This window comes from Rhizobium sp. ERR 942 (assembly GCF_007828395.1).
GTDB lineage: Bacteria > Pseudomonadota > Alphaproteobacteria > Rhizobiales > Rhizobiaceae > Rhizobium > Rhizobium dioscoreae.
On the sequence record NZ_VIUA01000004.1, the window covers coordinates 494,495 to 518,933 of the forward strand.

Annotated in this window: 21 protein-coding genes and 1 pseudogene; 15 read left to right on the forward strand and 7 right to left on the reverse strand. The window is 60.6% G+C overall.

Annotated features, from left to right (window positions below; translation table 11 throughout):
• Window positions 1-3: 3 nt before the first annotated feature.
• The 4 genes from FBZ97_RS19200 to FBZ97_RS19215 are packed head-to-tail and all read right to left on the reverse strand — an operon-like array spanning window position 4 to window position 3,899.
• Complete coding sequence (locus FBZ97_RS19200; protein ID WP_145321181.1) at window positions 4-939, reverse strand: oligopeptide/dipeptide ABC transporter ATP-binding protein; 936 nt, start codon at window positions 937-939, stop codon at window positions 4-6.
• Window positions 917-1,912, reverse strand: coding sequence for an ABC transporter ATP-binding protein (locus tag FBZ97_RS19205; protein WP_145321179.1), 996 nt, complete (start codon window positions 1,910-1,912; stop codon window positions 917-919). Before FBZ97_RS19205 ends, FBZ97_RS19200 begins: the two co-directional genes overlap by 23 nt.
• Window positions 1,909-2,913: an ABC transporter permease gene (locus FBZ97_RS19210; protein WP_145321177.1), complete on the reverse strand. Its 1,005-nt coding sequence runs from the start codon at window positions 2,911-2,913 to the stop codon at window positions 1,909-1,911. The genes FBZ97_RS19205 and FBZ97_RS19210 overlap by 4 nt, the downstream gene beginning before the upstream one ends.
• On the reverse strand, window positions 2,910-3,899 hold the full coding sequence (locus FBZ97_RS19215) for an ABC transporter permease (protein WP_145321175.1): 990 nt from the start codon (window positions 3,897-3,899) through the stop codon (window positions 2,910-2,912). Before FBZ97_RS19215 ends, FBZ97_RS19210 begins: the two co-directional genes overlap by 4 nt.
• A gap of 288 nt (window positions 3,900-4,187) precedes the next feature.
• Here FBZ97_RS19215 and FBZ97_RS19220 point away from each other — a divergent pair, with 288 nt between their 5' ends.
• Genes FBZ97_RS19220 through FBZ97_RS19235 form a run of 4 tightly spaced genes read left to right on the forward strand, consistent with a single transcriptional unit; the run spans window position 4,188 to window position 9,208 of the window.
• Complete coding sequence (locus FBZ97_RS19220; RefSeq protein ID WP_145321173.1) at window positions 4,188-5,792, forward strand: ABC transporter substrate-binding protein; 1,605 nt, start codon at window positions 4,188-4,190, stop codon at window positions 5,790-5,792.
• A gap of 23 nt (window positions 5,793-5,815) precedes the next feature.
• Window positions 5,816-6,994 carry an LLM class flavin-dependent oxidoreductase gene (locus FBZ97_RS19225; RefSeq protein WP_113353480.1) on the forward strand — a complete coding sequence of 393 codons (1,179 nt, stop codon included), beginning with the start codon at window positions 5,816-5,818 and terminating at the stop codon, window positions 6,992-6,994.
• Between the two features lie 11 nt (window positions 6,995-7,005).
• Window positions 7,006-8,043 (forward strand): ABC transporter substrate-binding protein, encoded by a 1,038-nt coding sequence (locus tag FBZ97_RS19230; protein WP_145321171.1) that lies wholly within the window; start codon window positions 7,006-7,008, stop codon window positions 8,041-8,043.
• 16 nt (window positions 8,044-8,059) lie between these two features.
• The gene (locus FBZ97_RS19235; RefSeq protein ID WP_145321169.1) at window positions 8,060-9,208 is read left to right on the forward strand and encodes an acyl-CoA dehydrogenase family protein; all 1,149 of its coding nucleotides are present in this window, start codon (window positions 8,060-8,062) and stop codon (window positions 9,206-9,208) included.
• A gap of 36 nt (window positions 9,209-9,244) precedes the next feature.
• On the opposite strand, the gene FBZ97_RS19240 is transcribed toward FBZ97_RS19235, so the two are convergent.
• Together FBZ97_RS19240 and FBZ97_RS19245 are read right to left on the reverse strand one after the other, a co-directional pair.
• Window positions 9,245-10,846, reverse strand: a complete 1,602-nt coding sequence (locus FBZ97_RS19240; protein WP_145321167.1) for an ABC transporter substrate-binding protein — start codon at window positions 10,844-10,846, stop codon at window positions 9,245-9,247.
• Between the two features lie 326 nt (window positions 10,847-11,172).
• The gene (locus tag FBZ97_RS19245) at window positions 11,173-11,751 is read right to left on the reverse strand and encodes a TetR/AcrR family transcriptional regulator (RefSeq protein WP_145321165.1); all 579 of its coding nucleotides are present in this window, start codon (window positions 11,749-11,751) and stop codon (window positions 11,173-11,175) included.
• A gap of 138 nt (window positions 11,752-11,889) precedes the next feature.
• Here FBZ97_RS19245 and FBZ97_RS19250 point away from each other — a divergent pair.
• The 11 genes and pseudogenes from FBZ97_RS19250 to arcC all read left to right on the forward strand — a co-directional run bounded on the left by FBZ97_RS19250 (window position 11,890) and on the right by arcC (window position 22,708).
• Window positions 11,890-12,623, forward strand: a pseudogene (locus tag FBZ97_RS19250) (SDR family oxidoreductase).
• A gap of 60 nt (window positions 12,624-12,683) precedes the next feature.
• Window positions 12,684-13,451 (forward strand): SDR family oxidoreductase, encoded by a 768-nt coding sequence (locus FBZ97_RS19255; protein WP_145321163.1) that lies wholly within the window; start codon window positions 12,684-12,686, stop codon window positions 13,449-13,451.
• A gap of 28 nt (window positions 13,452-13,479) precedes the next feature.
• Entirely contained in the window at window positions 13,480-14,079 is a 600-nt protein-coding gene (locus FBZ97_RS19260; protein WP_145321161.1) for an NADPH-dependent F420 reductase, read from the forward strand.
• Window positions 14,080-14,089: 10 nt separating this feature from the next.
• Window positions 14,090-14,710, forward strand: coding sequence for an NAD(P)-binding domain-containing protein (locus tag FBZ97_RS19265; RefSeq protein WP_145321159.1), 621 nt, complete (start codon window positions 14,090-14,092; stop codon window positions 14,708-14,710).
• Window positions 14,711-14,853: 143 nt separating this feature from the next.
• Entirely contained in the window at window positions 14,854-15,843 is a 990-nt protein-coding gene (locus FBZ97_RS19270; RefSeq protein ID WP_183809921.1) for an AraC family transcriptional regulator, read from the forward strand.
• Between the two features lie 57 nt (window positions 15,844-15,900).
• Window positions 15,901-17,109 carry an MFS transporter gene (locus FBZ97_RS19275; RefSeq protein WP_145321155.1) on the forward strand — a complete coding sequence of 403 codons (1,209 nt, stop codon included), beginning with the start codon at window positions 15,901-15,903 and terminating at the stop codon, window positions 17,107-17,109.
• Between the two features lie 279 nt (window positions 17,110-17,388).
• Window positions 17,389-17,883: an NUDIX domain-containing protein gene (locus FBZ97_RS19280; RefSeq protein WP_113353491.1), complete on the forward strand. Its 495-nt coding sequence runs from the start codon at window positions 17,389-17,391 to the stop codon at window positions 17,881-17,883.
• Between the two features lie 167 nt (window positions 17,884-18,050).
• On the forward strand, window positions 18,051-19,517 hold the full coding sequence (gene arcD, locus FBZ97_RS19285; protein WP_113388864.1) for an arginine-ornithine antiporter: 1,467 nt from the start codon (window positions 18,051-18,053) through the stop codon (window positions 19,515-19,517).
• A gap of 14 nt (window positions 19,518-19,531) precedes the next feature.
• Window positions 19,532-20,749, forward strand: a complete 1,218-nt coding sequence (locus tag FBZ97_RS19290) for an arginine deiminase (RefSeq protein ID WP_145321153.1) — start codon at window positions 19,532-19,534, stop codon at window positions 20,747-20,749.
• A 17-nt stretch (window positions 20,750-20,766) separates the two neighbouring features.
• The gene (gene argF / locus FBZ97_RS19295) at window positions 20,767-21,768 is read left to right on the forward strand and encodes an ornithine carbamoyltransferase (RefSeq protein WP_113388829.1); all 1,002 of its coding nucleotides are present in this window, start codon (window positions 20,767-20,769) and stop codon (window positions 21,766-21,768) included.
• Window position 21,769: 1 nt separating this feature from the next.
• On the forward strand, window positions 21,770-22,708 hold the full coding sequence (gene arcC, locus FBZ97_RS19300; protein WP_113353494.1) for a carbamate kinase: 939 nt from the start codon (window positions 21,770-21,772) through the stop codon (window positions 22,706-22,708).
• A gap of 212 nt (window positions 22,709-22,920) precedes the next feature.
• On the opposite strand, the gene FBZ97_RS19305 is transcribed toward arcC, so the two are convergent.
• Entirely contained in the window at window positions 22,921-24,411 is a 1,491-nt protein-coding gene (locus FBZ97_RS19305) for an acetyl-CoA hydrolase/transferase family protein (protein WP_145321151.1), read from the reverse strand.
• Between the last annotated feature and the right edge of the window lie 28 nt (window positions 24,412-24,439).

A 24,439-nucleotide genomic window follows, 5' to 3' on the forward strand; every position in this document is an offset into this window, starting at 1 on the left:
ATTTCATTGTGCGTGATGGCAGGCGACCATGTGGCCACTGCCGATTTGCCGATAGACCGGATCGTCGCTCCGGCAGATGTCTGTTGCGAGCGGGCAGCGCGTATGAAAGCGACAGCCGGATGGCGGGTTGTGCGGGCTCGGCAGATCGCCTGTGATCGGGGCGGCCTGCTTGCGCCGCGACGGATCAGGCACGGCGGTAAGCAGCGCGCGCGTGTAGGGATGCTTGGCATCGCTCCAGAGCCTTGCCGTCGGTGCGCTTTCGACGATGCGGCCGAGATACATGACCAGCACGCGATCGGCGAAATAGCGCACGACCGACAGGTCATGGGAGATGAAGAGGTAGGAAAGCGAAAGCTCCGTCTTCATCTCGACGAGAAGATTGAGGATCTGCGCCTGGATCGACAGATCGAGCGCGGAAACGGGCTCATCGCAGATGACGAGCTCCGGCTGCAGGATCAGCGCGCGGGCAATACCGATGCGCTGGCGTTGGCCGCCGGAAAACTCATGCGGATAGCGGTCGAGCGAATCCGCCGGCAGGCCGACATGGGCGACCATCGCGGCGGCGATGGCGTCCCGGCCCCTGCGATCACCGATGCCATGGACGGCGAGCGGCGCCGTCAGGATCGAGCGGATCGTCTGGCGCGGATTAAGCGAGGCGAACGGGTCCTGAAAGATCATCTGGATATGCCGGCGGATCGACCGCAACTCCTTGCCCGACATCGCGGCGACATCGCGCCCCTTGAAGGCGATACGCCCGGATGTTGGATCGACGAGGCGCATCAGGGATTTGCCGAGCGTCGACTTGCCGCAGCCGGATTCGCCGACCAGCGCCACGGTCTCGCCCGCAAGGATCTCGAGCGATACGTCATCCACGGCCCGCACCGTTCCGGCCCCGGCCGGATAATGCGTGGAAAGCCTATCGACCGACAGAAGCGACATGGGCTTTCTCCGTATGGACTGGAACATGGGGGCAGGCCACCTCGCGGCTGGCCGACACCTCGACGAGCGCCGGCACGGACTGCCCGCAGGCCGCTCGCGCCACCGGACAGCGCGGTCGGAAGGAACAGCCCTGTTCGCCGGTCGCCGAAACGATCGAGCCGCGAATTTCCGTCAATGGCCCATCGCGATAATGATAGTCGGCCTTCAATCGCGGCGAAGCCGCGAGCAGCCCCTGCGTATAGGGATGATACGGCGTCTCGAACAAGGCACCGGGCAGGCCCTGCTCGATCTTTCGCCCCGCATACATCACGACGACGCGGTCGGCCCATTGCGCGACGATGCCGAGGTCGTGCGTGATGAGGATGACCGCCATGTTGAGCTGACCGCGCAGGCGATCGAGCAGTTGCAGCACCTGTGCCTGGATCGTGACGTCGAGCGCCGTGGTCGCCTCGTCGGCGATCAGGAGCCGGGGACTGCAGGCGACCGCGATGGCGATCATGACGCGTTGACGCATGCCGCCCGAAAGCTGGTGCGGATAGTCGTCGATACGTTTTGCCGCCTCTGGAATGCTCACGAGATCCAGCAGGTCGATCGCGCGCTGGCGCGCCTGCCTGCCACTCAGTTTTTCATGGATGCGCAGGACTTCGACGATTTGGGCGCCGATCGTCAGCACGGGATTGAGCGACGTCATCGGCTCCTGGAAGATCATGGCGATGTCGTGCCCGCGAATGCCCCGCATCTCCCGTTCGCGCAAATTCAGGAGATCGCGGCCGTTGAACAGGATTTCGCCCGCCGTCTTGGCGTGCCGGGGCAGGAGACCCATGAGGCCGAGCGCGGTCAGCGACTTGCCCGAGCCCGACTCGCCGACAACAGCCAGCATCTCGCCGGCCGCCACGGTGAAACTGACGCCCTTGACGGGCTGAGCGCTACCGAAACCCACAGAGAAATCGCGAACGTCGAGAAGTTCCGTCATCGACGCTCCTCCGAAAAACGCGGATTAAGGGCATCGTTCAGGCCATCGCCAATGAGATTGAGCGATAGAACCGTGAAGACAATGGCAAGGCCCGGCAAGGCGGTGAGATACCAGGCCGTGCGGATGACATCGCGCCCCGCGCCGATCATCGATCCCCAGGAGACACGATTGGGATCGCCAAGCCCCATGAAGGAAAGCGCCGATTCCATCAGGATCGCGCTCGCCACCATCACGGATGATGTGACGATCAGCGGCGGCAAGGCATTCGGAAGGATTTCTCGAAAAATGATGCGGGCATGACCGAAGCCGAGGCTGCGGGCGGCGAGAACATAGTCTTTCTCCTTTATGCCGCGAAACTCGGCGCGCGTCAGGCGCGCGACCGTCGGCCAGCTGACGAGCGCGATCGCGATCGTCACCGTCGTCGTGGTCGGCTGTGCGATAGCAACCAGCACGACAAGCAGGACGAAACTCGGCATGGTCTGGAAAATCTCGATGAGCTTGACGAGGAGGTCATCGACGACGCCACCGAAGTAGCCGGCAAGCGCGCCGATCGTCACGCCGGCGCCCAGGCCGAGCAGGGTCGCGGCGATGCCCACGGTCAGCGAAATCTGGGCACCATGAAGAATGCCCGCCAGCACGTCACGCCCCATGGAATCCGTTCCCAACGGATAGACCGGATTTTGGCCCGGCCAAAGGAAGGGTCGCGCCACCATCTCCAGGGGATCACCAGGATAGAGGATCGGCGCAAGCAGGGCCGCAAACACGATTGCCGCCAGGACAGCGATGCCGAAGAGCGCGTTGGGGTTGGAAAGAAAGATCCTGAGCTCACGCCGACGCCCTTGCCAGCGCGGGGCCGAAACAGCCGTCGTGCGGGCATCGGGCGCATGGATGTGGGTCCAACGGCGTTCGGGAACGGGCGCGGCCTTTGCCGCTGTTTCGGGCTCCTCGGCACTGAAATCACGCGCCGTGTCCGCATAGATCTTGAGTTCCTGCGCTTTCATCGGCTTGCTCCGATCCGCGGGTCGAGCCAGGCTTGTAGAAGATCCACGGCAGCGTTGGCGATGATGACGAGAAGTGACGAGAGCAAAAGGATGCCAAGCAGAACGCTGAAGTCGCGAGCCATGACGGCCTCGAAAGCCAACCGTCCAAGGCCGGGCCAGCTGTAGACCGTCTCGACGACGACGGCGCCGCCGAGCATGCCGCCGAAATGCATCCCGGCCATGGTCGTGATCGGGATCAGCGCGTTGCGCAGCACGTGTCGGGTTGTCAACATGAAGGGCGAGACGCCCTTCGCCCGCGCGGTGCGAACGAAATCCTGTGACTTGACCTCCAGCATGGCGGCGCGTGTCAACCGTGCATAGATCGCCAGGTAGAAGAGGGCGAGCGATATGGCCGGCAGCACCATGTAGCGCGCCCGGTCAAGCAGCGCCGGCAGGCCGGTGAGCCGTGAACCGATGGTGCTGTCGCCGCCGCTCGGCAGCCATCCGAGCTTGACGGAAAACAGCAGGATCAGCATCAGCCCGATCCAGAAACCCGGAATCGAATAGAAGAGGAGGGAGATGATCGAGATCAACCGATCCGGCAGCCGCCCGGCAAACGTTGCCATCAGCGATCCGAGGATCAGACCGATCGCGATCGCGGCGGCGAGCGCGGCCACCATCAGCGTCAGGGTACCAGGCAATCGCTGGCCGATCAGATCGGCGACAGGCATGCCGTAGCGCGGCGAGAAGCCGAGACTGAAATGCGCGAGATTGTTCAAATAGTTCGCGAGCTGCACGAGGATCGGATTGTCCAGGCCGAAGCGCTCACGCAGCGCCGCCATCGTCTCGACCGTTGCCGATCCGGCTTCGGCCGCCATGACATCGGCCGCATCGCCGGGCGCCAGCTTAAGCAGGAAGAAATTCAGGATGACGATGCCAACTATCGTCGGCACCGCCTGCGTGGCCGTCCGACGTAGCGTTCTTCCTATCCGCATGTAAGCCGACATCGAAACTCCTCGGCAGCGCCACCGAAATTCCGAGCGCTGCATCGCAATAGTAGTTGACTAAATCTGTAGGTTTTGTCAAATCGTTATTGGTAGATATTTCCGAAATTTGTTAGATCAATGAGGTAAATTAGAAAATGTTTGCAGAAAGATAAAATTTACGCATCAATTTTCCCAAGAAGTGAGCACGAGGCAATAAAGCAACCTACGAGAACGGCTCCCTTCGAGAACATAAAACCAACGGCAGTTCAGACACGGCAACACGAGTTTAGACGGGTGAGGCAACTTCAGATGACCAGACTTTCCACGATTACACGCCGGAGTTTCCTGCTCTCGTCGGCAGCGCTCGGTGCGATCGCCGTAACGGGAACAGCCGTCCATGCGGCTCCGTCACGTGGCGGCACCGCGACGCTTCTGCTTTCGGCCGAGCCGCCGGTCCTGACGACGATCGCCCATACGGCCTTCAACTCGGTTTATGTCTCCCCGAAGGTAACAGAGGGGCTGCTGACCTATGATTTCGATCTTAACCCACAGCCGCTGCTGGCCAAGCAATGGTCCATCAGCGATGATGGGCTACGCTACACCTTCAAGCTGCGCGATGGAGTCAAATGGCACGACGGCAAGCCTTTTACCGCCGATGACGTCGTCTTCTCGATCAGGACGCTCAAGGATGTCCACCCGCGCGGACGCAATACCTTTCTGAACCTCGTCGAGATCGAAACACCCGATCCCTTGACCGCGATCCTGGTCCTGTCCAAACCGGCTCCCTATCTGATTACCGCGCTCGCCGCGTCGGAATCGCCAATCGTTCCCCGCCATCTCTATGAAGGCACGAAGGCCGCCGAAAATCCCGTCAATCTGGCGCCAGTCGGCACGGGCCCCTTCAAGTTCAAGGAGTGGGTGCGCGGCAGCCATATCGTCTACGAGCGCAATTCCGACTACTGGGACCAGCCTCGTCCCTATCTCGACCAGCTGATTGTCCGCTTCATTCCCGACGCCGCCGCACGCTCGATCGCGATTGAGACCGGCGAGATCGATCTCGCGCCATCGACGCCCGTCCCCTTGAGCGATCTCGATCGCCTCAAGGACGTGGCGAGCCTCGCCTTCGAAACAAGGGGTTATCAATATTCCAACGGCGTCAGTCGTATCGAATTCAATCTGGAAAGGCCGGTTTTCAAGGATATCCGCGTCCGGCGGGCCTTCGCGCATGTCATCGACCGAAAGGTGATCCGCAACACCATCAACTACGGCTATGGCGAACCGATCCCCGGCCCGATCAATCCCAATCTGGCGAAATGGTTTGTCGCCGATCTCAAGACCTATCCGATCGACCTTGCCGCGGCGGAGAAGCTGCTCGACGAGGCCGGCCATCCGCGCGGTTCGGACGGTGTGCGCCTGCGCCTCAATCTTGACTATGTGCCGAGCGGCGAACCCTACAGCCGTGGCTCGGAATATATCCGCCAGGCACTCGCGAAGGTCGGCGTCGAGGTGACGGTGCGCAGCCAGGATTTCGCGACCTACACCAAGCGCATCTACACCGATCGCGATTTCGATTTCGCCTATGAGGGAATGAGCAATCTCTTCGACCCCACGGTCGGCGTGCAGCGGCTTTACTGGAGCAAGAACTTCAAGCCGGGCGTGCCCTTCTCCAATGGCTCGGCTTACAGCAACCCCAAGGTCGACGCCCTTCTTGAGGCCGCCGCCATCGAGGTCGATCCCCAGAAGCGGGTCGAGCAATGGCGCGAGATTCAGAAGATCCTCGTCGAGGATCTGCCGGCCCTCGACATCGTCAGCCAGCCGGAACTGACCATCTACAACAAGCGTATCGCCGACCATACGCTCGGCGGCGAAGGTATCGCCGGCAGCCTTGCCCATGCCTACATCGCAACCGCCTGAAGCATCGAAAGCAAGGAAACGCCATGTCGATCCAGCACCGTCCCGGTTCCATCGTGGGCCTGCCGAAATTCGCAGCACCTACCGATTTTCCAGATAGCCCGCTGTCACAGGCACTGAAACAACCCGTTCTGCTCGGCCTCTTCCTGCCGATCCAGGCCGGCGGCTGGACGCAGTCGACCCTGGAACGCTCGACCGACTGGCGCTTCGACTACAACAAGGCGCTGACGCTGCGCGCGGAGGAACTGGGTTTCGATCTGGTGTTCGCCCTGTCGCAATGGCTTCCCAAGGGTGGCTATGGCGGCGTCTTCGACGGTCACGCACTCGACAGCTTCGTTTCGACCGCAGCGCTCGCGGGCCTCACCAAGAAGATCATGCTCATCTCGACAATGCATGTTCTCTATGGTCCATGGCATCCGCTGCACCTTGCCAAGTTCGGCGCCACGCTCGACCACATCACCGGCGGCCGCTGGGGCATCAACGTCGTCACCGGGCACAGGGCCGTCGAGCACGAAATGTTCGGCTGGCAGCGCATCGAGCATGACAGGCGCTATGAGCTCGCGGCGGAATTTCTCGAGGTCGTGCAGCGGCTTTGGAGCGACGACGAGAATTACTCCTTCGAAGGCGAAAGCAGCTGGAAGCTCGGTGGCGGCTACGTGACACCGAAACCGAATTTCGGCCGACCGATCCTCGTCAACGCCACCGGATCCGATGCAGGCATCGCCTTTGCGGGCCGCTACTCGGATATCGTCTTCATCACCAGCCCGACCGGTGCTGACATCGACAGCGCCCTCGCCTCCCTTCCGGCTCATAGCAAGAAGGTGAAGGATGCCGCCGCCGATGTCGGACGCAGCGTGCGCACCCTGCTCAATCCGATGGTCATTTGCCGTCCGACCGAGAAGGAGGCATGGGAACTCGCCGACCGGATCGTCGCCCATGCCGACCAGCGTTCCCGTAAGGGCTTCCAGTCGCTGGATTCCGACGCCCATGCCTGGAAGGGTCGCGACGCACAGGATCCCTATCGCTTCATCGGCGGTAACATCCGTGTCATCGGCTCGCCGGAGCAGGTGGTCGACCAGTTCGTCAAGCTGAGGGCGGCCGGGATCGACGGCCTGCAGCTCAGCTTCTTCGATTTCCGCGACGATCTCGAATTCTTCGGCAGCGATGTCCTGCCGCTGATGAAACAAGCCGGCCTGCGCCACTGAAAGGAACGATCATGACCAGCAATGCCATTTCCGAAATCTGGTACACGCGCTGCCCCGTTCCGACCCCTGTGGGCCTTGCAGCGCAGCTCGGCTATCTCGAAGACGGTTTTCGCGGCGAAGGCGTCACGCTGAAATCCATTATCGACTCTCCGGATCGCAACATCCGGCAGAGCCATTTCAACCATACGCTCGATTGGTCCTTCCGCCATGGCGGCAACGTGCCGCCCATTCGTGCGCGCTCCGAAGGCCGGCGCACGCGCCTTGTCGGCATTACCTGGACGGATGAGTTTCAGGCGATCATCACACTGCCGGGAACCGGCATCAAGACGACCAGGGATCTCAAGGGCCGACGCTTCGGCATCGCCCGCCGCCCCGAAGGGATCGTCGATTTCATGCGTGCCACGGCACTCAAGGGATTGATCTCGGCCCTGTCGCTCGAAGGCTTATCCATCAACGATGTTGAGATCGTCGAGATCGCGCTAACCGATTCCGTGCTCGCCAGCCAGGAAGGCCCCTCCCTCTTCGGTCTTAAGCGCCGACAGGCCTATGGCGAGGAGATTGCCGCTCTCCTGCGCGGCGAGGTGGACGCGATCTACGTCAAGGGAACCGCCGGTATCAATGTCGCCAATCTCATCGGCGCGGTGCAGGTCGCCGAGTTCGGTTTTCATCCCGATCCGAAAATCCGCATCAATTCCGGCTCGCCGCGCGTGCTGACCGTCGATGATCGATTGGCCGACGAGCGTCCCGATCTCGTGCGCAGATTGATCGACGCGATTTTCAAGGCAGGCGCCTGGGCGGAAGCCCATCCGGAAGAAACCCGCCGCTTCGTGGCGCGTGAGTCCGGAGCGACGGAGGAGCAGGTTCTTGCCGCCAATGGGCCGGAGATCCATCGCCATCTCGGCCTGGGATTGGAACCGGAACTCGTCAGCGCAGTCGAACACTACAAGAATTTCCTGCGCGACTTCGGCTTCCTGGCCGGCGATTTCGATATTGGCGAATGGGTGGACCGCCGTCACCTCGAGGGTTTCGCCACACGCGCCGTCGCCTGAACCACGTTGTAACGAAATGACAGACACCATTGATGATCTGATCGGCAAGGCGAAAAACCTTGCCGAGGACTTTTCCAGGAGGGCCGCGCATCACGATGCAACGGGCGCCTTCCCTTTCGAGAATTTCGACCGGCTTTTCGATGCCGGCCTGCTCGGCCTCGTCAGCGACCGGGATCATGGCGGCCACGGCGAGGGCCTGACATCGGCGCAGGCCATCATCAGCGAGATCGCCCGTGGTGAACCCGCGACCGCGCTGGTGCTCGCCATGCACTACACCTCGCATTTTACTATCCGCCGCCTTGGCAAATGGCCCCGCCATCTCGTGGAGCGCGTCCTGTCGGCAAACAGGCAGGGTGTGGCGCTGATCAACAATGCGCAAGCCGAGCCGCGCATCGGTTCGCCCGCCCATGGTGCCCTGCCCGAGACGATCGCGCGCCGTGACGGCGATCGATGGCGCATTTCCGGCCATAAGAGCTATGTGACCGGCATCCCCGTGCTGAAATGGGTGTCGCTTTTGGCCGTTACCGACGAGGAGGAACCGCGCCTTGCTTCGTTTCTGGTGCCGACCGATGCCGCCGGCTTTCGGATCGAGAAGAGCTGGAATGCGGCCGGCATGCACGCCACGGCGAGCGATGACATCATTCTCGAAGATGTATCGGTACCGCTCGATGATCTCATCGAGGCGCAACCGGCCAGCGAACCGATCCGTCGCGACGAGCATGCCGCCGCCTTCTTCTTCGGCTTGATCGGTGCGGTTTATCATGGCGTTGCCAGAGCAGCGCGGGACCGCGTTCTTGGCTTTGCTAGCACGCATAGCCCTGCCAGCCTTGGCGCACCAATCGCGACGGTGCCGCGCGTCCTGGACGGCCTCGGTGAAATCGAGGTGCGGCTTGCGACGAACGCCCGGCTGCTGCGCTCGCTTGGGGAAGATGTCGATGCCGGCCGGCCGGTGGGAATGGACGGCATGCATGTTCGCCATGTCGTCATCGACAACGCCGTCGCGGTCACCAGTCTTGCGCTGGAGCTCGCCGGCAATCCCGGCCTCAATCGCGACTTCCAGCTTGAACGCCATCATCGCGATGCGATCACCGCCCGGGCGCACGCACCGCAAAGCCATATGATCCGCGCGATCGCGGCCAGGAACGCATTGAACCGGCTTGGATAAGCCGGCTCCCGTTCACAATCGGCCCTGCCTACCTGTTCAGGCATTCGGGCTCAGCCATATCTGGCCGAAACTGTTGTTGATGCCCTGTGCCCCGGGCGCGAAATTCTTCACGCGCTTGTTGGCAACGATCTGCGCGCCTGCCGCCACCAGATCGACGGAAACGACGTCGTCGTGGATGATATGCTGGAACTTGTACCAGAGCTGCCGGCGCTTGGCCTCGTCCGGCTCGATGGCGGCCGCTTCAAGAACCGCGTCGACCTCCGGGTTTGAATAGTGGCTGGCATTGGAGAAGACCAGGCCGATCTTGAAATTCTTCGACCAGTAGGCGCGCTGTACGCCAAGCGTCGGATCGAAGGTGTTGGACAAGGATTCGATCACCAGATCCCATGCACGATCCGTATAGACCGTCTTCAGGAAGGTGGCGAGATCGAGCTTGAGGATCTCGGCATCGATGCCGACCGCGGCAAGCGACTGCTTGATGAAGTCGGCATAGGAGGGCTGCAGGAATGAATTATAGGCGAGCCGCAGCTTGAAGCGCGTGCCATTGGCACCGCGCGGATAGCCGGCATCGTCGAGCAGCCTGTTGGCGAGCTTGGGATCGGGCACGCGGGCCTTGATGCTGGGATCGTACCATTTCGGCAAGGCTGTGCTGATCGGGCTCGGTGAGACCTGCGCATAACCGAAGAGGGCGATGTCCACGAGCTTCTGCAGATCGATGGCATGCGCGATCGCCAATCGCACATCCTTCTTCTTGAGAATCTCGTTCTCATAATTGAAGAACAGCTGCTGCTGTGGCCCGGAATAGGCGTAGGTCGTGGTATCGACAACGAGGTTGGTATTGGCCTTCAGCCGCTCGATGTCGGATAACGGCACGGGATTCGCGCCAATATCGATCTCTCCCGTCTCCAAAGCCGCGGCCCTTGCCGCTGGATCGAGGATGACGCGCAGGACGACGCGGTCGAGATAGGGTTTCGGCGCGTCCCAATAATTCGGGTTACGGTCGAAGATCAGATGGCTGCCAGGCACCCATTCCTTCAGGATGAAGGGACCTGTGCCGATCGTCTGCGCGAGGGTCGGCTGCTCGCTCGGCTTGAAGGTCTCGTAGACATGCTTCGGCACGATCGGTGATTCCGAACTGCCGAGCGCGGAGATCAGATAGGGAGCCGGTTTGGACAGAACGATGACGGCTGTGAGCGGATCGGGCGTTTCGACGGATGTCACGTTCTGGAACGTAATGCGCCCGCGCGGATGCGCCTCCTTGAGGCGAAGGATGGTGAACTTTACATCCTCGGACGTGAAGTCCTTGCCATCGTGCCATTTGACGCCCTTGCGAAGCGCGAAGGTGTAGCGCAGACCATCGTCGCTTGCCGACCATGACGTCGCCAGAAGCGGCTTCGGGTTGAGATCGTAATCGAAATCGAGCAGTCCCTCGTTGATCTTCGGTCCGATCGCCTGGCCCGTACCGGAGGACGTGTTAATCGCGATCAGCGCCGTCGGATCGGGATAGTAGGCCCAGTTCAGGGTTCCGCCGCTCACCGGCGTTTCCGCGGCGCTTGCCCATGACGGAGAGCCTCCCCAGACAAGACCCGCGCCGCCAAGGAGCAGCAATTGGTTGAAGTGACGGCGATTGATCGACATTTGCTCGCTCCGAAAATTGGCGTTACCGGGCACCAGTCCCGTCGCGGAAATGATCGTGTCGAAACCCGAAGATCCAAAGGCAGTTTTTCTCGCGTGAGGCGAAAGCAATCCTTCCCGCCAGCATTATCTGGCGTTCGCCGCATGGAGCGGTGCAGACGTCCACTCCCCTTCCGATCACAAGAAATCACGTGGGTTGGCGGCCGCATTTCATGGCGTTCGCGCGGCCGCGTCAGGTTTCCGCTACTCAAAGGCGTGGCTTTGTGCCAGGCGGCGATCCAGTCCGCTTCGTTGCATGGGCAATTTGAGGAAAAGTGCCCGGACCTTATTCAACCCGCTGCCTTCTTCACATCATCGCGAGGCCAATGTGTCAGGATGGCGCTCGCCACGAGGTGAACGAGATGATCCGCCCGTGGCGCGAATGAGGGTTGATCGACCGCCCAGCCGAGAGCCGTTATCAAGGCAAACAGGTCGTCCCCATTCATATCGGGGCGCGCCGTTCCCTCGGCCTGGGCGCGCAGCAGTAGTCGCGCGCCCGCCGCGTGCACGGCCGCGCACGAGGCATAAAGGGCGGAGTCGGGGTTCGTGTGAGCGGCCGCCATCATGGCGACAACGCCCCTAGAGCTTTGGGTGAATTCCACCAATTCTCGAAACCAGGAGAGAAGTGCTTCGTCGGCCGAAGTCGACAGTTCGAGTTCGGCTGCCCTCCGGGTCAGTGCGTCCAGATGGGTACACAGCAGCGCTTCGAACAACGCTTCCCGCGTCGGGAAATGACGGAGCAGCGTGGCCAAGCCGACGCCGGCCCGGCGGGCAATGTCACGCATCGACGCGTCCACACCATGCTCGGCGACAACGTCACGCGCGACGGTGAGAATTTGGCTGCGATTTTTTTCCGCGTCGGCTCGCATGGACTACCTTGCTAAATGGATCAGTGATCCATATATGTGGATCGGTGATCCGGTTATGAATCGGATCAGTGATCCATTAGATAGCGTCCGTCGGCGCAAATGACAACAGGCGCTGTCGACCGGGCGTAAGGAGACGTCATGGGAAAGCTTGAGGGTAAGATTGCAGTCATTACGGGTGGCGCCACCGGCATCGGTCGCGCCGCGGCGAAGCGGTTCATCGAGGAAGGCGCCTTCGTGTTCATTTTCGGCCGCCGGCAGGAAGCGCTCGATGCCGCCGTGGTCGATCTCGGGCCGAATGCCCGCGCGGTGACGGGCTCGGTTTCCGATGAAGCCGATCTGGATCGGCTCTATGCGGCGGTAAAGGCGGAGCGCGGAACCCTTGACATCGTCTTCGCCAATGCCGGGGCGGGCAGCTCGCTTCCGCTCGGCAAGATCACCGCAGAGCATATTGACGAGACTTTCGACACTAATGTGAAAGGCACGATTTTCACGGTCCAGAAGGCGCTGCCGCTGATGGGCCGGGGCGGTTCGATCATCCTGACCGGATCGAGCGCCGGCACCACGGGCGCCCCGGCATTCAGCGCCTATAGCGCGAGCAAGGCGGCAGTGCGCAATCTCGCGCGGACCTGGGCCGAGGACCTGAAGGGCACGGGCATCCGGGTGAACGTGCTGTCGCCCGGGGCGACGGCGACCGAACTCGCGAAGGAAGCGCTCGGCGAGGAGGCCAGAAGGCCTTCGCCGCGATGACACCGCTCCAGCGCATGGCCGATCCGGCGGAGATCGGAGCGGTGGCCGCCTTCCTCGCATCCGACGACAGCAGCTTCATGACCGCCAGCGAAGTCGCCGTCGACGGCGGCCTGGCTCAACTCTGACGTGCCACACACTGCCGGGTCAGTCATCCAATTATGCATACATCCACGGAAGGAAATGAAATGGCACATCCTCTCAAAGGAAAAGCCGCTCTCGTAACCGGGGCGTCGCGCGGCATTGGTCGTGCCATCGCCGAGCGCCTCGCAAAGGATGGCGCGACGGTCGCGCTAACCTACAACACCTCCAAATCTGGCGCCGACGAGGTGGTGGCGGCCATCGAGAATGCTGGAGGCACCGCGTTTGCGATCCACGCGGACCTCGTTGACCCGGCGACCGTCCCGATCTTATTCGAGAGACTCGACAACGAGTTCACCAAGCGAAACGGAAGCAAAGCCCTCGACATTCTGGTCAACAACGCCGGCAACTCCGGCTGGGTTGGCTTCAAGGACGCGACGCCGGACAGTTGGGACACCCTGATCGCGGTCTATGCCCGCGCGCCCTTCTTTATCATTCAGGCGGCCCTGAAGCGTCTCGCCGACGGCGGATGCATCATCAACATCTCTTCCGCCGCCGCCACGAAGCCCGTGACGGCCGCGCCTGTCTACTCGATGGCCAAGGCGGCCATCAACAACCTGACCCATGCGCTGGCGGCGGAACTGGGACCGCGCGGAATTACCGCGAACGCTGTCGCGCCCGGCTACACGCGAACGGATGTGAACGCCGCCATTCGAGAAAACCCCGAACTCGTCAAGGCGGTCGAGGCCGAAATCGCGATGGGACGCTTTGGAGAGCCTTCGGAAATCGCCGCCGTCGTCGCGTTCCTGGCCTCCGATGACGGCCATTGGGTGACGGGCCAGACGATTGAAGCAAGCGGCGGCTACAAGCTCTGACCGCGCCGAACAATCGAAGGAGAATGTGATGAGCTACGCGATTATCGGCTTCGGCAATATCGGCCGAGCTCTGGCCAAAGCGTTTTCCCGCAACGGCATCGAGGTGTCCGTTGCAACCACGCGCGACCCTGCAAGCTTCGCATCCGATGCAGCCGCGATCGGGCCCGAGATTATTCCCAAGACCCTGACGGAAGCTATAAGGGCGGATGTTATCTTTCTAGCTGTCCGCTTCGAACAGCACCCGGACGTCGCCAAGGTGGTGTCCACGTGGCAGGGGAAGACGATCGTCGATGTGACCAATGCCTACGGCGTGCCTCCCGAGAAACTGGGAGGGCAGCCGTCGTCCAAATTCGTTGCGCAGGCCTTCTCCGGTGGAAGACTGGTCAAGGGCTTCAATCATCTGGCTGCCGCCGTGCTCGACCAAGATCCGGCCATGCATGGTGGCAGGAGAGTCGTGTTCCTGGCGAGCGACGACGGCGGCGCGACAGCGGAGATTGCCGCGCTTGCCGAACAACTCGGTTTCGCGCCGATCAACCTTGGCGGCCTTTCGCGAGGTGGGCTGCTCGTTCAGGCGCGCGGCAACGACTGGGGTCATCTGATCTTTAAGGATCTGGTCAAGTTCGATTGAGGAATCATGCATGAGCACTATCAGCATCATTGGATCCGGCGGCATGGCCGCGGCAATCGGCGGCCTTGCCGCCAAGGCCGCGCATACCGTCGAGGTGGCCAGCCGCGATCCCGCCAAGGCGCGGGCGCTCGCCGAGCAGATCGGAGCCGGAGCGACGACGGCGACTTATGGCGCCGCTCCGACCGGGGATATCGTCGTCCTGGCAGTGCCTTACACCAGCGCCGCGGCTGTGATCGCCGATTACGGGAACTCGCTTGACGGCAGGGTGATTATCGACATCACCAACCCCGTTGCCACCGACCTTTCGGGTCTCGTCACTCCGCATGGCGGTTCTGGCGCGCAGGAGATCGCCAAGCACCTCCCCGCCCGCGCGCCTGTCGTGAAGGCGTTCAACACCATCTTCGGTCACGTGCTGGCCAAGGGTGAACGCCTCGACGCGTTCATCGCAGCCGACGACACGAAGGCGAAGGCACGCGTCTCGACCTTCCTTGAAAGTCTAGGGCTCCGTCCGTTTGACGTTGGTGGCTTGCACATGGCCCAGACGCTGGAAGCGCTCGGCTTGATGATGATCAGCCTGGCCAGGAACGGCGCCGGTACCTGGGATTTCGCCATGAAAATCGATCTTGGCTGAACCATCGGCGCGGGCCGGATATCGGGAGCCCGCGTTTGACGGCATTCGTATGATTGAGACAGCGTTCCTTGCTGGCTAGGAGCGATCACATTTGCATCGCTGACCCGCTTGAATGCTGGACGCTTGGGACCTAAATTGGCTCGATGCTTGATCATTCGTCTCAACCATTGTCGCCGTCAAATGTCCCAATGGACGCCCTAAGCGAAGTCCTGCAAGACTTTCGCTTGAGTGGCGTCAATTATGGACGCTGCGAACTCAGACATCCATGGAACATCGCCTTTCCGCAACAACAGCTGCTTCGTTTTCACTTTGTCAGCCAGGGTCCGTGCTGGATCCATACCGAAGCGCAAGGATGGCAGGAGTTGAACGATGGCGATCTGGTTCTGCTGCCGCAAGGCGTCGCGCACCGGTTGGCCAGCGCGCCAGATGTCGAGGGTGACTCGCGCAAGAGCTGCCAGATAACAAGATTGGGAAGCAACGTATGCGACGTGGTGCGGGACGGAACGGGTGCGACGAGCACCCTCTTCTGCGGCTCCATGGTCTTGGGGGCGCATGCACTTAATCCCTTGGTCGCCTTGATGCCGCCAATCATCAAGGGCTGCGATGTGGCCGGCAATGACCCGATCGTTGGCCCCCTGCTGGCGGCCATGTCGGCGGAGGCGACACAGCCACAGATGGGAAGCGCGACCGTCTTGTCGCGCATGGCCGACTTGCTCGCGGCACGGCTCATCCGCTGCTGGGTCAATTGCAGCGGGGGCTCGACCACCGGCTGGCTCGCCGCCATCCGCGATCCCCATGTCGGACGTGTGCTGGCGGCCATGCACCGAGACCCCGGCCGTAACTGGACCCTCAAAAGTCTCGCGGGCTTGGCGGGTCAATCGCGTTCGATCTTCGCCGAGCGCTTCAATGCCATGTTAGGAGAAGGCGCGGCCCATTATCTCGCCCGTTTGCGGATGCAGCTTGCCCGCGACCTGTTGGGGCAAAGCGGCATGTCAGTCGCCGAAGTTGCTTCTCGGTTGGGCTATGAATCCGAGGCATCCTTCGCTCGCGCCTTCAAACGCATCACCAGCGTCTCACCGGGCGTTGTGCGACGCACAAGTTCCGGACGAATGGACATGGATTTCGGATTTTAGGATACATACCGTCCCGAATAGTTCGTCTATGACCTCTCCTAACTCAAGGAGATACCTATGACGGACACGACATCGCAACTTGATGGGGTAACGATTGACCCGGATACCCCGGAACCATCCACGTGGAGCGCGGCGACCTGGTTCGCCGTCCTTTCAATGGCGGCCACCAGCTTCGCGCTGGTATCGGCTGAATTCCTGCCGGCGGGTCTGTTAACCCCGCTGGCGCGTGATCTTGCGATTACCGAGGGAACAGCCGGACAGGTCGTCACCGCCACAGCTTCCGTCGGCGCTGTCACCGCCCTATTGAGCAATGTTCTGATCGGCAGGCTGAACCGCAAGACGGTGTTGGTCGGCCTCAGCGCCTTGGCGATCGCCTCCAATGTCCTTGCGTCATTGGCGACGGATTTTTGGCTATTATTGTTGGGCCGGGCTGGCCTGGGCATCGCGCTGAGCGGTTTCTGGGCGCTTTCAGTCGCCGTCGTGGCGAGACTGGTCGGCGCCAATTCGACGGGTCGGGGCATGGCCATCGTCACCCTCGGCGTCTCGCTCGCCACCATAGCAGCGCCCTCGGTTGGAGCTTTGATCAGCGACTGGCTGGGATGGCGCGTGGCAATGGCGATGACCGCCGGACTTGCCGCGCTCGCCATGCTGCTGCAGCTACTGAGCCTACCGACACTGCCCGCGAGCACAAGCAACAGCCTCGCCGACGTTTTCCGGCTGACACGGCGGCGTAGCATTCAGCTGGGGATGCTTGCCATTCTTTTGCTGATGACGGGCCATTTTGCCGGCTCGGTCTATGTGCGTCCCTTCCTCGAACAAGTGACGCTCCTTGAAACCAGATCGATCGCCCTGGCTCTGCTTGGGTTTGGCATCGCTTCCGTGATCGGCAATGTCGCCGGTGGCCGAATGGCCGACGCCAGCATCCGCCTGGCCCTGGCTCTCACGGCGGCGCTGATGGCGTTTGCCACACTTGCCTTGGTTCTTTGGGGCGCTCAAACCGGTATTGCCTTCGGCCTCGTGGCGCTTTGGGGCTTCGCCTTCGGCATGGCACCGGTTGTACTGCCGACCAATCTTTCCCGCGGGGCAACCGACGCTTTGGAGGCTGCCGGCAGCCTGATGGTCGTCTCTTTTCAGGTCGCCATCAGCATCGGCGCGGTTTTCGGCGGCTATATCGTCGATCGCTATGGCGCTGTCGGCCCTCTGACGCTTACCGCCATCCTGGCCGTATGGACACTCGCCTTGGCGCTGACACAACCTCGCGGCTAATCTGTTTTTTGAAAAACAGTATAACAATCGAAGAAAAAGTCGCGAGATGTCGTCAGTGGCGGCATAGCCATCCTGACGATCCGACAATCATTGTGCTGCGGCGAGAAACAATTCTCTGCCGTTGTTCGTACCTTTGTTGGAGGCCTGTGAATATCTTGCTGATCAGGATAGTGTGGGTGGGTTAACCACTTTATTAGCACATTCAAACGCGGTTCTGGCTGTCAACAAATCCGAATTTGCATAAGGGCCAGTCTCGCCTCCCGGCGGAAATGATCAGCCATGAAGAAAAGCGCTGGCATCTTAATGTACAAAGAGGCGGAAAGCGGTTTTTTGATCCTGCTTGTCCACCCAGGCGGCCCCTTCTGGCACAAGCGAGATGAGGGCGCGTGGTCCATTCCCAAGGGCGAGTATAAGGAGGATGAGGAAGCTGAGGCCGCGGCCCGGCGGGAATTTGCCGAAGAAATGGGACACGTGCCCGAAGGCAAGCTGCAACCGCTTGGCCAATTACGCCAGAAGAGCGGTAAGCATGTCATTGCCTTTGCGTTGGAGGGGGAATTCGACACCTCCAGCCTGCGCAGCAACATGTTCGAAATCGAGTGGCCGCCGCGAAGCGGACGCATGCAAGCATTCCCCGAAGTCGATCGCGCCGAGTGGTTCGCCCTGGCCGAGGCGCGCCAAAAGATCGTCAGCGGCCAGGCCCCCTTCCTGGAACGTCTGGAGGAGCTCCATGTGGCAGCCGCGCGACGCGTCGTCGACCAGACGGGCAAAAAGTAATGCTGTATTATAGCTGTGGCGAACTCCGAGATCGCCGGCTGACATTCGAACGACAGGACGTCGACGTTCGCGAAAAATGACAATTTACTTGACCAGGATCAAGGTTTATCGCCGCCGCCCAGTGTCCAGTGTCTCCCATGGATATTTTCGATCCTTGGGAGAAGATCATGACTTCGATCGGCATAAAACTTGTTACCTCGACCGAGCCGGTCGCGGTTAATGGGAAATTGCGACTGGGTTCATTAACGGCGTTGGTCATCGGCTCGATGATCGGCTCCGGTGTCTTCAGCTTGCCACAGAACATGGCCGCAGGCGCCGGCCCGTTGGCCATCGCAATCGGTTGGGGGATTACGGCGATTGGCATGCTGTCGCTGGTCTTCGTATATCAGTCCCTGGCCACCCGCAAACCAAACCTTAACGCTGGTCCCTATGCTTATGCAAAAGCCGGCTTCGGACCATTTATTGGCTTCAACAGCGCTTGGGGCTACTGGCTGAGCGCATGGATCGGCAATGTATCCTATGCGGTTATCGTTTTTAGCGCCCTATCCTATTTCTTCCCATCCTTCGGCGATGGAAACACTTGGCAGGCGGTGCTCGGTGCGTCGATCCTGCTATGGTTGATCCACACGCTTGTCCTTGCGGGCATCCGCCAGGCGGCGGTCGCGAATCTTATTGTCACCATCGCAAAGATCGCGCCGATTGTATTGTTCGTCGGGGTCAGCGTCGTCGCCTTCAAGCTAAATGTCTTCTCGCTCGATTTCACCGGTCTGGGCAATGCTAGCCTCGGCTCGATCACCACCCAGGTCAAGAGCACCATGTTGGTCACTCTCTGGGTATTCATCGGCATAGAAGGTGCCAGCGTCTTCTCGGCCAGGGCAGAGCGACGGAGCGATATTGCGACAGCAACGGTGCTCGGCTTTTTCACCTGCCTCGCATTCTACGCACTCGTGTCCCTTCTCTCGCTCGGCATCCTCAACCAACCTGCGCTTGCTGCGCTGAAAAATCCGAGCATGGCCGGGGTACTTGAGGCGGTGGTCGGCCCCTGGGGTGCGGCTCTCATCAATATCGCGCTTGTCATTTCGGTGATCGGTGCCTTTCTGAGCTGGACGCTTCTTGCAGCCGAGATTCCCTTCGCGGCGGCCAAGGACGGGACCATGCCGAAATTCCTCGCCTCGGAAAGTGACCGCGGCGTCCCATGGGCTTCGCTGCTGATCACCAATCTTCTTGTCCAGACGTTCCTGGTCGTTACGCTCTTTGCTCATAGCACCTATCAGGCGTTGTTTTCCATCGCATCAACCGCGATCCTCGTGCCCTACATCTTCTCGGGCGCCTATGCTGCGAAGCTTGCCATATCAGGCGAAAGCTATGCACTGGGTGAGCAGCGCACCGCTCCAATGCTCGTCGGCCTTCTGGCAACGTTTTATGGGTTGTGGCTCGTCTACGCGGCCGGCCCGGCCTACCTGTTCATGTGTGCGATCCTCTATGCGCCGGGCATTCTCTTCTATGTTCTGGCCCGCAGAGAGTCAGGTCAAAGGCCCTTCCGTCTATTCGAAGCCGTGCTTGCCGCCGCGCTTGTGGCAGTGGCCCTCCTTGCTGCCTACGAAATGTGGGCCGGCCTCGTCAGCCCATTTTGACAAGGAGCAGCGTCATGAATGTTCTCGGGGTTCATTCGGAAGTCGGTCGTCTCCGCGAAGTCATGGTTCACCGCCCTGATCTGAGCCTTCGGCGCCTGACACCTGACAATTGCAGGGCCCTGCTTTTCGACGACGTGCTTTGGGTCAAGCGTGCACGCCAGGAGCATGACGTCTTCGTCGATGCATTGCGCGAACGCGGCGTGATTGTGCAATCATTGGGCGAATTGCTCATGGAAACGATGGCTTTGCCCAAGGCGCGCCGCTGGCTGCTCGATCGCCGGGTCGAATCCGCGGTTGTCGGACGTGACATGGTCGACGAACTGCGCGGCTGGCTCAATGAGATGCCAGCGGATCAGCTAGCGACCTGCCTCGTCGGCGGCATCGCGCGTGCCGAATTGCCATTTGAACCGCTTGGGCTGACTGGACGGACACTGGCGCCGCAGGATTTCGTGCTACCACCGCTGCCGAACCAGCTCTTTACCCGTGACAGTTCCTGCTGGATCTATGGTGGCGTTTCGGTCAATGCCATGTATTGGCAGGCGCGGCGGCCAGAGGCTGCAAATGTCGAGGCGATCTATCGTTTTCATCCTCGGTTCAACGCAGCCGACTTCACATTCATCTCGCCCGAGAGCTCGGTCACCGTAACCAGTCTTGAAGGTGGTGACGTGATGCCGATTGGTGATGGTGTCGTCCTGGCCGGCATGGGTGAGCGCAGCACTCCGCAGGCGGTCGGCACGCTTGCTCGAAGTCTCTTTGCAAGCGGTATCGCAAAACGCGTCATCGCGGCCCTTATGCCGCGCGATCGCAGCTTCATGCATCTCGATACCGTCTTCACCTTCTGCGACCGGGATCTGGTGACCATGTATCCTCCCGTCGTCGATCGCTTGCGGAGTTTCTCGCTGCGGCCGGGCGATGCCGAAGGTTCGGTGGATACTCGGGAGGAGACATCTCCGTTTACCGACGTGGTTGCGCAAGCGCTTGGATTGAAGAGCTTGCGTGTCGTTGCGACCGGCGGCGACCGCTATGAAGCCGAGCGCGAGCAGTGGGATGACGGCAACAATGTCATCGCCATCGAGCCCGGCGTTGTCATCGGCTACGACCGTAACGTCTATACCAACACGCTACTGCGTCGTGCAGGTATCGAGGTGATCACCATCGACGGAGCGGAACTCAGCCGTGGCCGCGGCGGCGGTCATTGCATGACGTGCCCGATTGCTCGTGCCCCCCTTTAGTTGCGAAGGAACTTGTCATGCCTATCAATCTTCATGGTCGCAGCGTTCTGTCCCTCGATGATCTGGATGCCGAGGAGATTCGGTATCTGCTACGCCTTGCCGCCGAACTCAAGGCCGCCAAACTGGGCGGTTACGAAGTGCCGCGCCTGACGCGAAAGAACATCGCACTTATCTTCGAAAAGGACTCGACACGCACCCGAACCGGGTTCGAGGTGGCAGCTTATGACCAGGGCGCCCACGTCACCTACATGGGTCCCACCGGCAGCCATATCGGCCACAAGGAATCGATGAAGGATACTGCACGCGTTCTCGGCCGCATTTATGACGCCATCGAATATCGCGGGTTCGCGCAGCGTGCAGTCGAGACGCTGAAAACCTATTCCGGCGTGCCCGTCTATAATGGGCTGACCGACGGTTCTCATCCGACGCAAATTCTCGCCGATCTCATGACCATGCGCGAATTCACCCACAAGCATCTGTCTGACATGGTCGTGGCCTTCCTTGGCGACGGGCGCGACAATGTGGCGATGTCGCTGGCGCTAGGCGCCGCCAAGGTCGGAATCGATTTTCGCCTCGTCTCGCCGACGGCCTTGTGGCCGGACCAAGCGTTTGTCGATCATGTGAAATCGGAGGCATGGAAGAGCGGCGGCAAGTTCGCTTTGATGGAACATGTCGGTTCAGGGGTACTGGGGGCCGATTTTGTCTATACGGACGTCTGGCTTTCAATGGGCGAGAGTGAATCGGCTTGGGAAGAGCGCATCGGGCTTCTTTCCCCATTCCGGGTTACCGCCCAGGTGATCGAGGCGACCGAAAACCCCTATGCGAAATTCATGCATTGTCTTCCAGCGTTTCACGACACCGAGACGGAAGTCGGCGCCCGCATCGCTAAGGAATATGGCATTGATTGCATGGAGGTGACGAACGAGGTTTTCGAGTCTCATGCCTCCATTGTTTTCGATCAGGCCGAAAATCGCATGCATACGATCAAGGCCTTACTCGTCGCGACGATTGGAGGCTGACATGCTGATCGTCGCTGCGCTCGGCGGGAACGCACTTCTGCGCCGCGGCGAGCCGATGACCGCTGAACATCAGCGCGCCAATATCCGGGTCGCTGTTGCCGCCTTGGCTGATCTCATTCATGCCGGTCACTCTTTGGTCATCACCCATGGCAACGGTCCCCAGGTCGGGCTTCTTGCTCTGCAGGCGGAAGCCTCCAACGGCAATGGTTTCCCCTTGGATATTCTGGGCGCCGAAACAGAGGGGATGATCGGCTACATGATCGAACAGGAGCTAGGAAATCTCCTGGAGAACAATCCAATCGCAACCTTGCTGACCATGGCGCGGGTAGAGGCGGCCGACCCCGCCTTTTCACATCCGACCAAGTTCATCGGGCCGGTTTACGATGCAGCAACCGCGCGACGGCTCGCCAGAGAGCGCGGTTGGAGAGTTGCGCCAGACCGTGAAAACTGGCGGCGCGTCGTCGCCTCGCCAAAACCCTTGGCAATCGTCGAGGCAAAAACCATCGCCTTGCTGGTCAATCACGGCGTGACCGTCATTTGCACCGGCGGCGGAGGCATCCCCGTGATTGAGCAGGCTGATGGCAGACTTACCGGGATAGAAGCCGTGATCGACAAGGATGCCGCCAGTGCGCTGCTGGCAAGGCAGCTGAATGCCGACATGTTGCTCCTTCTGACAGATGTCGATGCGGTCTATCTGGACTACGGGACACCAAAGGCTCAACGCTTGGGTCGCATTGATCCGGAGATGTTATCTGACGTGAGGTTCCCACCAGGCTCGATGGCGCCAAAGGTCGCCGCCGCGATCCAGTTCGCAAAGGAAATGGATAGACCGGCCGGCATCGGCAGGCTGGAGGACGCGGGCGCCATCGCCTGCGGCGAGAAAGGAACCTTGCTCGACCCGCGTCTGTCGGCAAAAGGTTGCTATAGGCAGCAGGCATAAGCCGGTTCATTCCGTATGCGAGATTCGATCTCCCTCGTAGCAACGATCAATATTGCATGCGTCGACACTCCGATTTCAAAAACTCCCTGTTTCCGCAGGCATGTCTAGACGCTTCCTCCGGATAGTGATGAACGTTTCCATTCTGGCACACAGATGCCGTCGGGAGCGTCCGTCAGAGGCCGATCGTGAATAAATGATCCTCGATATCCAAGCTAGGCCAGCATCCGGCCAATTTCGCGCAGTGAGCTGTGCCATTTGAGTGCCTCTTCGATGACGTGCGGCGTTTGTCCACCCCGCGCAAGGGCTCTTTTGTGGTAGTCGAACAGGGCTCCGCGGTAGGCCGGATGCACACAATTGGCGATGATGGTGGTAGCGCGTTCCCGCGGCGCGAGACCGCGAAGGTCAGCCAGTCCGGTTTCGGTCACCAATATATCGACGTCGTGTTCGGTATGGTCCACATGGCTGACCATGGGCACGACCCTTGAAATCGCCCCGTTCTTTGCCGTCGATTTCGTGACGAAGATGGACATGTAGGCGTTACGGGCAAAATCGCCCGAGCCGCCAATACCATTCATCATATGTGTTCCACCGACATGGGTCGAATTGACATTGCCGTAGATGTCGAACTCCAACGCGGTGTTGATTCCGATGATCCCAAGGCGACGAATGACTTCCGGATGATTGCTGATTTCCTGCGGGCGCAGGATCAGCCGCGGTTTATATGCTGCGATATTTGGAATGACCTTGCGATACATGTCGGCGGACAAGGTCATTGAGGAACCGGATGCAAATGTGAGCTTTCCGGCGTCGATCAGATCGAAGGTCGAATCCTGAAGGACCTCGGAATACATGGTCAGATCGTGAAACGGCGTATCGATGAAACCGTGGAGTACGGCGTTTGCGATCGTGCCGATGCCGGCCTGAAGCGGCAGCAGGCTTTGGCTCAAGCGTCCGAGTTTGACCTCATGCATCAGGAATTCAGCCAGATGCCCGGCAATCGCCCGCGTTTCAGCATCCGGCGGCTGGATGGTCGAAGAACTATCGCTGTTTTGCGTGACGACGACAGCGGCGATCTTCTCCGGGAGAACCGGAATGAAAGGAACGCCAATCCGGCGGTCTGGTGACATGACGGGAATTGCCTCGCGGCTTGGCCGGCGCGTCGGGATATAGATATCGTGCAGCCCTTCCAATTCCTGTGGCTGCGACTGGTTGATTTCGACGATGACCTTATCGGCCAGGATCGCGAAGCTTGCCGAATTGCCGACCGATGTCGTCGGAATGATCCCGCCGTCTTCGGTGATGGCCGTCGCCTCGATCACGGCAATATCGACCGGCGAGATCTGGCGGCTGCGAAGAAGTTCCACCGTCTCGGACAGATGCTGATCGATAAACATGACTTCGCCGGCATTGATCGCGTTTCGCAGAACCGGATCGGACTGAAAAGGCAGTCGACGGGCAAGCACATGCGCCTCGACCAGAGCCTTGTCGAGATTGTTGCCCAGTGATGCGCCGGTCATCAGCGTGATCTTCAGCGGATCGTCCTTGGCGCGCTTGGCAAGCGCCATGGGCACGGCCTTTGCCTCGCCCGCGCGCGTAAAGCCGCTCATGCCGATGGTCATTCCGTCCTTGATCAGCCGGGCGGCATCGTCCGCGCTTACAATGCGTTCGAGCAGCTCCCTGTTTCTTATGCGCCCGCGAAACATGGCGATCCTTCCTCAGATCATGGATATC